Raw genomic sequence first — 11,863 nt, forward strand, 5'->3', positions numbered from 1 at the left:
GAAGGGGGCGCCCCCTGACCGTCGGATCGACCCGTGGATCGTCGGGCGGTTACCCGTCGGCCGGAAGCAGTCCGGCGGCCCTGGCCCAGCGGTACTTCGCGCCGAGAGCGGCCACCGGCTGTTCGGTGGTGTAGGGATGGGCGACGACCCCGCGCTCGAACAGGTAGGCGCTGGCCGCCTCCACCTCGGTGTCCCCGGCGAGCGAGGCCACCACCGGCTTGTGGATCCCGTTGGCCCGCGCCTCGGCGACCACGCGCGCGGTCAGTTCGGCGAAGACCATCGGCGGGGTGACGATGGTGTGCCAGTAGCCGAGGATCAGGGCGTGCACCCGCGGGTCCTCCAGGCCGAGGCGGATCGTCGCCTCGTAGGTGGAGGGAGGCTCGCCACCCGTGATGTCGATCGGGTTGCCGGCCGCGCCGAACGGCGGGATGTACCGCATGAACGCCTCGTCGAGGTCGTCCGGGATCTCCATCAGCCTCAGCCCGTTGTCCACGCAGGCGTCGGAGAGCAGCACGCCGGAGCCGCCGGCGCCGGTGATGATGACGACGTTCTCGCCCTGCGGGGTGGGCAGGACGGGCAGCGCCCGCGCGTACTCGAGCATCTCGTTCAGGCCCGGGGCGCGGATCACACCGGCCTGCCGCAGGATGTCGTCGTAGACGGCGTCGTCGCCGGCCAGGGCTCCGGTGTGGGAGCCGGCGGCCTTCGCTCCGGCCGAGGTGCGCCCGGCCTTGAGCACCACGATCGGCTTCTTCGGCACGGTCTCGCGGGCGGCCTCGACGAACGCCCGGCCGTCCTTGAGGTCCTCCAGGTGCATCGCGATGCACTTGGTGTTCGGGTCCTCGCCGAAGTAGGTGAGCAGGTCGTCCTCGTCGATGTCCGACTTGTTGCCGAGGCCCACGATCGCGGAGACACCGGTCTTGGTGGTGCGGGCGAAGCCGAGGATCGCCATGCCGATGCCACCGGACTGGGAGGTCAGCGCCACCGGGCCCTTGACGTCGTACGGGGTGCAGAACGTGGCGCACAGGTCCTGCCACGGCGAGTAGTAGCCGTAGATGTTCGGTCCCAGCAGCCGTACGCCGTGCTCCCGGGCGATGGCGACGATCCGGTCCTGGAGTTCGTGCTCGCCGGTCTCGGCGAATCCGGACGGGATCAGGACGGCGTTGGGTATGCCCTTGGCGCCGACCTCCTCCAGCGCGGTGGGCACGAACTTCGCCGGGATCGCGAAGACGGCCACGTCCACCTCGCCCGGGATGTCCAGGACGGACGCGTGCGCCTTGCGGCCCTCGATCTCGTCGGCCTTCGGGTTGACCGGGTGGATGTCGCCCGCGAACCCGCCGTCGATGAGGTTGCGCATCACCGAGTTGCCGATCTTGCCGGCCTCGGAGGAGGCGCCGATCACCGCCACCGACCGGGGCTGCATCAGCCGTGTCATCGCCGTCAGGATCTCCTCACGGCTGTACTTCGGCCGCGGGGCCGGCGCGTTCTCGGCGAGGATCACGCGGATGTCGGCCGCGAGCGCGCCCTCGGGCGTGGCGATCACCGGGTTGAGGTCCACCTCGGCGATCTCCGGGAAGTCCGTGACCAGTTGGGAGACCCCGCGGATCTGCTCGGCCAGCGCCTCGCGGTCCACCGCGGCCGCGCCGCGCACGCCGCGCAGGATCTCGGCCGCCCCGATCGAGTCCAGCATGGAGGCCGCCTCGTCCTCGGCGACCGGCGCCAGCCGGAAGGTCACGTCCTTGAGGACCTCGACCAGCACCCCGCCCAGACCGAAGGCGACGACCTTGCCGAAGGTGGGGTCGGTGACCGCCCCGATGATGACCTCCTGGCCCGGCGGCAGCATCTGCTGCACCTGCACGCCGGTGATCCGGGCCTTGGGGTCGTACTCCGTGGCGTTGCCGATGATCCGGTCGTACGCCGTGCGCACCTCTTCCGCCGTGTGCAGACCGACGACCACCCCGCCGGCGTCGGTCTTGTGCAGGATGTCGGGGGAGACGATCTTCAGGACGACCGGCCCGTCGAAGGCGCCGGCGTGGGCCACCGCCTCGTCCGCGTCGCGCGCCAGGGCCTCGCCGGGGGTGGCGATGCCGTACGCGTCGGCGATCCGCTTGCCCTCGGGCGCGGTCAGGGCGCTGCGGCCCTCGGCGCGCACGGTGGCGAGCACCTTCGCCACGGTGTCGCGGTCGGCTGAGGCATGGTTCAGGGGCATCGCTCAGATCACTCCGTTCGTCTTGAGGAGCTTCAGTTCCTCGTCGTCGAGGCCCAGTTCGCCGGCGTAGACCTCTTCGTTGTGCTCGCCGAGCAGCGGGGAGCTGGTGATGGTCACGGGGGAGTCGGACAGCTTGAGGGGCGAGCCGACGGTCTTGAAGGTGCCGCGCTCGGGGTGCTCGACCGGGACGATCATCTCGTTGGCGGCCAGCGACCGGTCCTCGATGATCTCCTTGGTGGACAGGATCGGCCCGCAGGGGATGCCGTGGGAGTTGAGGGCCTCCAGCACCTCCCACTTGGGCAGGGTGCTGCTCCACTCCTCGATCAGCTGGAACATCTTGTCCAGCTTGGGCAGCCGGGCCTCGGGGGTGGCCCAGTCGGGGTCCTCGGCCAGTTCCGGGCGGTTGATCAGCTCGGTGATGGGCTTCCAGCCGGGCGGCTGCACCACGATGTACACGTAGTCGTTGGGGCCTCCCGGCGCGCACTTGACCGCCCAGCCGGGCTGGCCGCCGCCGGAGGCGTTCCCCGAGCGCGGCACCTCCTCGCCGAAGTCCTCGTTCGGGTACTCGGCGAGCGGGCCGTGCGTCAGGCGCTGCTGGTCGCGCAGCTTCACCCGGCAGAGGTTGAGCACCGCGTGCTGCATGGCCACGTTGACCCGCTGGCCGCGTCCGGTGCGCTCGCGCTGGAAGAGCGCCGCGAGGATGCCGGCGACGAGGTGGACCCCGGTCCCCGAGTCGCCTATCTGCGCGCCGGTGGCCGTCGGCGGGCCGTCCTCGAAGCCCGTGGTCGCCATCGAGCCGCCCATGGCCTGCGCGACGACCTCGTACGCCTTGAAGGTGGTGTACGGGCCTTCGCCGAACCCCTTGATGGAGGCGTACACGATCCGCGGGTTGATCTCCTGGATGCGGTCCCAGGTGAAGCCCATGCGGTCGACGGCGCCCGGTCCGAAGTTCTCGACCATGACGTCGGAGCGCCGGATCAGCTCGGTGAGCAGTTCCTTGCCGCGTTCGGTCTTGGTGTTGAGGGTGATGCTCCGCTTGTTGCAGTTGAGCATCGTGAAGTAGAGGGAGTCGGCGTCGGGGAGGTCCCGCAGCTGCCTGCGGGTGATGTCGCCGGTCGGCGCTTCCAGCTTGACGACGTCCGCACCGAGCCAGGCGAGCAACTGGGTGGCGGAAGGGCCTGACTGGACGTGTGTCATGTCGAGGACGCGCACGCCCTCAAGAGCCCTGGTCATGGGGATCACCTCACTTGTACATGGTTTGGTGCGTCTGGCCGTACGGGAGCACCCTGCATACAGGCAACGAATACTGTATGCAATCATCGGCCGACCGGACGGCGGCTGTCCAGTCGCCTGCGCGTGATTTTGCCCAGTCGGCGGATTCGTGCGCTCAGGGCTGGTCGGCGCCCCCAGTGGAGAGCATACTGTATGCAATCTGTGCCGGAAGTGACTTCAAGGGGCCGCCCCATGTCGTACCGCACCGCTCTCTCCCACGCCATGAGCAGCGTCATCGAGCCCGGGGCCGAACGGGTCCGCACGCACGGCGTGTTCCCCCGGGCCTCGGTCGCCGCACTGGGGCACTCCGGACTGCTGGCGCTCACCGTCTCCGCCGAACTCGGCGGCCAGGGGCTCGGCCTGGCGGAGGCCTCCGAGGTGGTGGCCGAGGTGTCGCGGGCCTGCCCGGCCACCGGTGCCGTGCTCAGGTCCCACTACGCCGCCGTCGCGGTCATCGAGGCCCACGGCATCCACTGGGTGCGCCGGAAGATCGCCACCGGGCACCACCTGAGCACCCTCGCCCTGGCGGAGGCCGTCGAGTGCGGTGAGCGCGGCGCGCCTCCCGGTCCGCCCTCGACGGCGACACGCACGGGGGACGTGGTGGCACTGCGCGCCTGGAAGCACAACGTGGTCGGGGCGGGGGAGGCCGACAGCTACGTGTGGTCCTCCCGGCCGGCCGACGGGCGCGACGGACTGACCCTCTGGCTGGTGCCGGCCGACGCCCCCGGGCTGTTCGTGCCCGCACGGCCGGACGGGGAGGGCCCGCGCGGCAGCGCGTCGTCCACCGTCCGCGCCGACCCCGTCCTGGTGCCGGCGGGCGCGATGCTCGGGCCGAGCGGCGGCGGGATCGGCACCGTGCTGGGCGCGGTGCTGCCGTGGCTGGCAGCCCTGCCGGCCCCGGGTGCGGCGGGCGCCCGGCCGGTCGCGGCCGAGGTACGCGCGCAGTCGCCGGCGCACGGTGTCCCGTGGGGCCTGGAACGGCACGCTCCATGAGTCTGAACACTGTATACAAACTGTAAGCAGGCGATTATGCTGCGGAGCGTTGTCCGTGCACCGACCGGGTCGGCGGAAGCGGCTGTGCCGCTGGTCACCGCCTCTGCGCATCCGCAGACGAGGGGCAAGGGTTCATGTGTTCGCGAAACCAAACTCGTACGACAGCGGCGAGGGCCTCGCGCTCGACTTCCGCGCATGCCGGTGACTGGGGGCGATCATGACCACAAGCGTGAGTGATGTACCGGTGCGAGCCGCGATCAGCGCGATCGTGGCCGCCCATCGCGGCCAACGCGGCGCGCTGCTGCCGATACTGCACGCCATCCAGGCGGAACTCGGCCATGTGCCGCAGGAGTGCGTCGCGCAGCTCGCCGACGAACTCAACCTGTCCCGGGCGGACGTGCACGGGGTGGTCTCCTTCTACCACGACTTCCGCCGCGAACCGGCGGGCCGCACCACCGTGCGCATCTGCCGGGCCGAGGCCTGCCAGGCCCTCGGGGCGGACGCCCTGGTGGCCTGTGCCCGCGACCGGGTCGGCCTCGCACCGGGGGAGACGGCGGCGGACGGCTCGGTCACCGTGGAACAGGTCTTCTGCCTCGGCAACTGCGCGCTGGGGCCGTCCATCCAGGTGAACGACGCCCTGCACGGGCGAGTGAGCGTGAACCGCCTGCGCTCGATCCTCGACGAGGCGGTGTCACCGTGACCATGGCTTCCAACTCTCCGGTGACGGTGTACGTCCCCCGCGACTCGGCGGCACGCTCCGTGGGAGCCGACGCGGTCGCGGACGCCCTCCGACAGGCCGCCGCCGGCCGGGACCGGCCGGTCGAAGTGGTGCGCAACGGCTCCCGCGGCATGCTCTGGCTGGAGCCGCTCGTCGAGGTGGCGACACCTGCCGGCCGGGTCGGCTACGGTCCGGTGACCCCCTCGGACGTGGAGGGCCTCCTCGCCGCGGGCCTCCTCGACGGCGGGGACCATCCGCTGCGGCGCGGCGTCGTGGACGAACTGCCCTGGCTGGCCCGGCAGAAGCGGGTCACGTTCGCCAGGATCGGGATCACCGACCCCCTCTCCACCGAGGACTACCTGCGCCACGGCGGCCTCGCCGGGCTGCGTCGCGCGCTGGGGCAGCCGCGCGCCGAGGTGATCGCCGAGGTCACCGAGTCCGGCCTGCGCGGCCGGGGCGGCGCGGGATTCCCGGCCGGCGTCAAGTGGAAGACCGTCTCCGAGTGCTCCGACGAGCTGAAGTTCGTCTGCTGCAACGCCGACGAGGGCGACAGCGGGACCTTCGCGGACCGCATGGTCATGGAGGGCGACCCGTTCATGCTGATCGAGGGCATGACGATCGCCGCGCACGCGGTCGGGGCACGTGAGGGCTACGTCTACATCCGCTCGGAATACCCCGACGCGGTGGCCACGATGCGCGCCGCGATCGACATCGCGCGCGGGAACAACTGGCTCGGAGAGCGGATCCTCGGCTCCGACCTCACCTTCGACCTGCACGTCCGGGTCGGCGCCGGCGCGTACATCTGCGGCGAGGAGACCTCCATGCTGGAGAGCCTGGAGGGCAAGCGCGGCATGGTCCGCTCCAAGCCGCCCATCCCCGCGCTGGAAGGACTCTTCGGCAAGCCGACCGTCGTCAACAACGTCCTCACCCTCGCCACCGTGCCGGTGATCATGGCCCGCGGCGCGAAGGCCTACCAGGAACTCGGCGTGCAGCGCTCGCGCGGCACCCAGGTCTTCCAGCTCGGCGGCAACATCGCGCGCGGGGGCATCGTGGAGACGGCGTTCGGCGTCACCCTGCGCGAGCTGGTCGAGGACTACGGCGGCGGCACGCTCTCCGGACGCCCGGTGCGCACGGTGCAGGTCGGCGGACCGCTGGGCGCCTACCTGCCGGCCTCCATGTTCGACCTGCCGATGGACTACGAGGCGTTCGCCGAGGCCGGCGCGATGCTCGGCCACGGCGGCGTCGTGGTCTTCGACGACACCGTGGACATGGCCGCGCAGGCCCGCTTCGCGATGGAGTTCTGCGCCGCCGAGTCGTGCGGCAAGTGCACGCCCTGCCGCGTCGGTTCGGTACGGGGGGTCGAGGTGATCGACCGGATCGTGGCGGGCGAGGACCGCGACGGCAACCTCGCCCTGCTCGAAGACCTCTGCGAGCTGATGACCGACGGTTCGCTGTGCGCCATGGGCGGGTTGACGCCGATGCCGGTGCGCAGCGCCATCACACACTTCTCTGACGACTTCCTCGCCCGCGACGCACACGCGGCGGCGCGCACCGCGCGGACGAGCGGCGCGAGGACGGAGGACACGGCATGACCCTTCTCAAGGAACCCGACTTCGGAACCCCCGAAAGGCCCGGGGAGCCGGCCGTGTCGGTCGAAGTGGACGGACTGCCCGTCACGGTCCCCGAGGGCACGTCGGTGATGCGCGCGGCGGCGCTCGCCGGCATCGACATACCCAAGCTGTGCGCCACCGACAGCCTCGACGCGTTCGGATCCTGCCGGCTGTGCGTCGTGGAGATCGACGGACGCAGGGGCACCCCGGCGTCCTGCACCACGCCGGTCGCCGACGGCATGCGGGTGCGCACCCAGACGCCCAAGGTGGAGAAGCTGCGCCAGGGCGTCATGGAGCTGTACCTCTCCGACCACCCGCTGGACTGCCTGACCTGCCCGGCCAACGGCGACTGCGAGTTGCAGGACATGGCCGGCGTCGTCGGACTGCGCCAGGTCCGGTACGGGTACGAGGGCGAGAACCACCTGGACGCCGAGGCCGACCGGAGCAACCCGTACTTCGACTTCGACCCGTCCAAGTGCATCGTCTGCTCCCGCTGCGTGCGGGCCTGCGGCGAGGTGCAGGGCACCTTCGCGCTGACCATCGAGGGCCGCGGATTCGACTCCAAGGTCTCGCCCGGCGCGGGCGAGCTGTTCATGGACTCCGAGTGCGTCTCGTGCGGCGCGTGCGTCCAGGCCTGCCCGACGTCGACGCTCCAGGAGCGGTCGGTCGTCGAACTCGGCATGCCGACCCGCTCGGTCGTCACGACCTGCGCGTACTGCGGCGTCGGCTGCTCGTTCAAGGCAGAGCTGCGCGGTGACGAACTGGTCCGGATGGTGCCCTACAAGGACGGCGGGGCGAACGAGGGGCACTCCTGTGTGAAGGGCCGCTTCGCCTTCGGCTACGCGACCCACCCCGACCGCGTCCTCAAGCCCATGGTCCGGGAGAGGATCACCGACCCGTGGCGCGAGGTCGAGTGGGACGAGGCCATCCGCACGGTCGCCCGGGGGATGCGCTCCATCCAGGAGCGGCACGGCTCCGGCGCGATCGGCGCCATCACCTCCTCGCGCTGCACCAACGAGGAGGTCTACGTCGTCCAGAAGATGGTGCGCGCGGCCTTCGGCAACAACAACGTCGACACCTGCGCCCGGGTCTGCCACTCCCCGACGGGATACGGACTGAAGCAGACCTTCGGCGAGTCGGCCGGCACACAGGACTTCCGCTCGGTGGCCCAGGCCGACGTGATCGTGGTGATCGGCGCCAACCCCACCGACGGCCATCCGGTCTTCGCCTCGCGGATGAAGCGCCGGCTGCGCGAGGGCGCCCGACTCGTCGTGATCGACCCGCGCCGCATCGACCTGGTGCGCTCGCCGCACATCGAGGCGGCACACCACCTCCAGCTCACCCCGAGCACCAACGTCGCTGTCATCAACGCCATGGCGCACGTGGTCGTCACCGAGGACCTGGTCGACAAGTCCTTCGTGGCGGACCGCTGCGAAGGGTTCGACGAGTGGGCGGAGTTCGTCTCCCGTCCGGAGAACAGCCCGGAGGCCACCGAGTCCATCACCGGTGTGCCCTCCGAGGAGCTGAGGGCCGCCGCCCGGCTGTACGCGCGGGCGCCCAACGGGGCCATCTACTACGGGCTCGGCGTCACCGAGCACAGCCAGGGCTCCACCATGGTCATGGGGATGGCGAACCTGGCGATGGCGTGCGGCAACATCGGCCGCGACGGCGTCGGCGTCAACCCGCTGCGCGGGCAGAACAACGTGCAGGGCTCGTGCGACATGGGTTCCTTCCCGCACGAGTTCACCGGCTACCGCCATGTCTCCGACGACGCGGTCCGCACCGTCTTCGAGGACCTGTGGGGCCGCACGATCCTCGCCGAGCCCGGACTGCGGATCCCCAACATGTTCGACGCGGCGATCGACGGCTCCTTCCGCGGTCTGTTCGTGCACGGCGAGGACATCGCCCAGTCCGACCCGAACCTCAAGCACGTCACCGCCGCGCTCGAAGCCATGGAACTGGTCGTGGTGCAGGACCTCTTCCTCAACGAGACGGCCAAGTTCGCCCATGTCTTCCTGCCGGGCGCCTCCTTCCTGGAGAAGGACGGCACGTTCACCAACGCCGAACGCCGGGTCAACCGGGTGCGCGCGGTGATGAAGCCGAAGACCGGCAAGCACGAGTGGCAGATCGTCTGCGAGATCGCGGCCGCCATGGGCTACCCCATGGAGTACGAGCACCCGGGCCGGATCATGGACGAGATCGCCCAGGTCACCCCGACCTTCCGCGGTATCTCCTACGCCTCCCTGGACAAGCTCGGCAGCATCCAGTGGCCGTGCAACGAGGAGGCGCCGGAGGGCACGCCGACCATGCACGTGGACGAATTCGTCCGCGGCAAGGGGAGGTTCGTGGTCACCACCTATCTGCCGACCAACGAACGGACCACCTCCCGCTTCCCGCTCGTCCTGACCACGGGGCGCATCCTGAGCCAGTACAACGTCGGGGCGCAGACCCGCCGTACCGGCAACGTGGCCTGGCACCCCGAGGACCTGCTGGAACTGCACCCGCACGACGCCGAGGTGCGCGGCATCGGCGACGGCGACATGGTGACGCTGACCAGCCGCGTCGGAGAGACGACCCTGCGGGCCCGGGTGTCCGACCGGATGCCGCCGGGGGTCGTCTACACGACCTTCCACCATCCGGTGACCGGCGCCAACGTGGTGACCACGGAGAACTCGGACTGGGCGACCAACTGCCCGGAGTACAAGGTGACCGCCGTGCAGGTCGGGCTCGCCCACCCGCTCGCCGGGCGCGCCGCCGATCGGGTCCAGGACGACCGGCACGCGGTGGTGGACTGAGATGGCGGGCGCCGTGCCACCGGAACAGCGGATGGCGAACGACATCGCCGCGGCCTTCGGGCACCTGCCGGACGAGCAGGCCGCCGAGGCGGTCGCGGGACACATCCAGCGGTTCTGGGACCCGAGGATGCGCGCGAGGCTGGCCGAGTTCGTCGACGGGGGAGCGGAGGGACTGTCCCCCGTGATCGTCGCCGCGCTGAGGCCGGCCGGACGGACGGACGGGACCGCCGGCGACTGACCGGTCCGTTCCCCGCACCACCGCCTCATCTCCCCTCGTGGCGACGGGGAGATGAGGCGGTGGTCCGTGCGCGGCGCCGTGGGACGGAGCCGGTGGCGGCGGCCCGGCTCAGACGGGTAAGGCTCCCGGAGTGGCGCTGTTTCGTGCGGTGCCTCCCTGCGTACTGCACTGGGCCAGCAGGTCGGTGGCCGCGTGGACGGCGCGCAGCGTGGGCGCCTCCGCGCCGGTGATGTCGGCGAGTTCCACCACCGCCGTCACGATGGCGTCGAGTTCGAGTGGCTTGCCGGCCTCCAGGTCCTGGAGCATCGAGGTCTTGTGGTGTCCGACCCCCTCGGCGCCGCGCAGCCGCTTCTCGATCGATATGTCCGGTGTACTGCCCACCCGTGCCGCGATGTCGAGGGTCTCCTCCATCAACTGGACGACCAGGCGCCGGGTTTGGGTGTGCCGGCAGATCTCGGCCATCGTCGCCCTGGTGAGCGCGCTGAGCGGGTTGAACACGACGTTGCCCATCAGCTTGATCCAGATGTCGTCGCGCAGGCTCGGCTCGACCGGGGCCTTCAGCCCGCCGGCGATCAGGGCCTGGCTCAACGCCGTGCAACGCTCGGAGACCTGGCCCCCGGGCTCGCCGAGAGAGAACCGGGTGCCCTCCAGATGCCGGATCACTCCGGGGGATTCGACGACGGTCGCCGGATAGACGACGCAGCCGATGGCCCTCTCCGGCGGCAGGACGGCACTGGTGGCGCCGTCCGGGTCGACCGCCTCCACCCGCCGGCCCTCGTAGGGCCCGGCGAGCTGGTGGAAGTACCACCACGGAATGCCGTTCTGACCGGCCACGACGGCCGTGTGGTCGGCGAGCAGCGGCTTGATGAGCGGCCCGCACGACGGGTAGGAGTGGGCCTTCAGCCCGAGGAAGACGTAGTCGACCGGACCGATCTCGGCCGGGTCGTCCGTGGCGTGCGGCCGGGCGACGAAGTCACCGCGGGCGCTCAGCACCCGTACCCCGTCGGCCCGCATGGCCCGCAGATGATCACCGCGGGCGATCAGATGCACCTCGGCGCCGCCCCGGTGCAGAGCCGCCCCGACGTACGCGCCGATCGCACCGGCTCCGAGGACTGCGATCTTCACGATGGACTCCTCTCAGTGGAGCTGGATACTGTATGCAATATCGCTGGGCGGTGTCCATAGTCCGAGGGGGGTGGGCGCGCAGGGCGGGAAGTCTCACGTACAGCTATTGCATACAGTATTCAGTTGACTTTATGCTCGCTGTGCCGCCGACGCTTCCGTGAGCGGCTTTGGGAGGCCACTTCAATGGACCTGTTCGAGTACCAAGCACGAGATCTCTTCGCCGAGCACGGTGTACCGGTACCGGCCGGCGAGGTCGTCGACACGCCCGAGGCCGCACGCGCCGCGGCCGAGCGGCTGGGCGGCAAGTCGGTCGTCAAGGCTCAGGTGAAGGTCGGTGGCCGCGGCAAGGCCGGTGGTGTCAAGCCGGCCGCCACCCCGGACGAGGCCGTCGCCCGCGCGGCGGACATCCTCGGCATGGACATCAAGGGCCACACGGTCCAGAAGGTGATGCTGGCCCCCGTGGCCGACATCCGGGAGGAGTACTACGTCTCCTTCCTCCTCGACCGCACCCACCGCACCTTCCTGGCCATGGCCTCCGTCGAGGGCGGCATGGACATCGAGGAGGTCGCTGCGACCAAGCCCGAGGCCCTGGCGAAGGTCCCGGTGGACGCGAACGAGGGCGTGACGGAGAAGAAGGCCCGCGAGATCGTCGAGAAGGCCGCCTTCCCGGCCGACGTCGCCGGCCGGGTGGCCGAGGTCCTGCGGCTGCTGTGGCAGGCCTTCGTCGCCTCCGACGCGCTGCTGATCGAGGTCAATCCGCTGGTCAGGTCCGTCGAGGGCGAGATCGTAGCCCTCGACGGGAAGGTGTCGTTGGACGACAACGCGGAGTTCCGTCACCCCGAGTTCGAGGAGCTCCACGACAAGGCCGCCGCCAACCCGCTGGAGGCGGCTGCCAAGGAGAAGAAC

9 protein-coding genes are annotated in these 11,863 nt (G+C 70.6%); 6 read left to right on the forward strand and 3 right to left on the reverse strand.

Going from position 1 to position 11,863, the window contains the following annotated elements; all coding sequences use genetic code 11:
- Positions 1-49: 49 nt before the first annotated feature.
- The gene (locus tag ACIQMV_RS37410; protein ID WP_402597543.1) at positions 50-2,206 is read right to left on the reverse strand and encodes an acetate--CoA ligase family protein; all 2,157 of its coding nucleotides are present in this window, start codon (positions 2,204-2,206) and stop codon (positions 50-52) included.
- A gap of 3 nt (positions 2,207-2,209) precedes the next feature.
- Positions 2,210-3,439, reverse strand: a complete 1,230-nt coding sequence (gene frc / locus ACIQMV_RS37415; RefSeq protein ID WP_141364847.1) for a formyl-CoA transferase — start codon at positions 3,437-3,439, stop codon at positions 2,210-2,212.
- A 231-nt stretch (positions 3,440-3,670) separates the two neighbouring features.
- Here frc and ACIQMV_RS37420 point away from each other — a divergent pair, with 231 nt between their 5' ends.
- From ACIQMV_RS37420 to ACIQMV_RS37440, 5 genes are all read left to right on the forward strand, one after another.
- The gene (locus tag ACIQMV_RS37420) at positions 3,671-4,471 is read left to right on the forward strand and encodes an acyl-CoA dehydrogenase family protein (RefSeq protein WP_402597544.1); all 801 of its coding nucleotides are present in this window, start codon (positions 3,671-3,673) and stop codon (positions 4,469-4,471) included.
- A gap of 229 nt (positions 4,472-4,700) precedes the next feature.
- The gene (locus tag ACIQMV_RS37425) at positions 4,701-5,171 is read left to right on the forward strand and encodes a formate dehydrogenase subunit gamma (RefSeq protein WP_402597545.1); all 471 of its coding nucleotides are present in this window, start codon (positions 4,701-4,703) and stop codon (positions 5,169-5,171) included.
- Positions 5,172-5,173: 2 nt separating this feature from the next.
- Positions 5,174-6,781, forward strand: coding sequence for a formate dehydrogenase beta subunit (locus tag ACIQMV_RS37430; RefSeq protein WP_402597546.1), 1,608 nt, complete (start codon positions 5,174-5,176; stop codon positions 6,779-6,781).
- Positions 6,778-9,594: a formate dehydrogenase subunit alpha gene (gene fdhF, locus ACIQMV_RS37435; protein WP_402597547.1), complete on the forward strand. Its 2,817-nt coding sequence runs from the start codon at positions 6,778-6,780 to the stop codon at positions 9,592-9,594. Before ACIQMV_RS37430 ends, fdhF begins: the two co-directional genes overlap by 4 nt.
- A 31-nt stretch (positions 9,595-9,625) precedes the next feature.
- Complete coding sequence (locus tag ACIQMV_RS37440) at positions 9,626-9,832, forward strand: formate dehydrogenase subunit delta (protein ID WP_141364857.1); 207 nt, start codon at positions 9,626-9,628, stop codon at positions 9,830-9,832.
- Between the two features lie 108 nt (positions 9,833-9,940).
- Here the strand turns inward: ACIQMV_RS37440 and ACIQMV_RS37445 are convergent, their stop codons facing one another.
- Positions 9,941-10,957 (reverse strand): 2-dehydropantoate 2-reductase, encoded by a 1,017-nt coding sequence (locus tag ACIQMV_RS37445; RefSeq protein ID WP_402597548.1) that lies wholly within the window; start codon positions 10,955-10,957, stop codon positions 9,941-9,943.
- 183 nt (positions 10,958-11,140) lie between these two features.
- Here ACIQMV_RS37445 and ACIQMV_RS37450 point away from each other — a divergent pair.
- Positions 11,141-11,863 (forward strand): ATP-grasp domain-containing protein (locus tag ACIQMV_RS37450; RefSeq protein ID WP_402597549.1); only part of this gene is annotated, 723 nt, incomplete at its 3' end.

Origin of the sequence: Streptomyces sp. NPDC091412, from assembly GCF_044756885.1 — a bacterium.
Classification (GTDB): domain Bacteria; phylum Actinomycetota; class Actinomycetes; order Streptomycetales; family Streptomycetaceae; genus Streptomyces.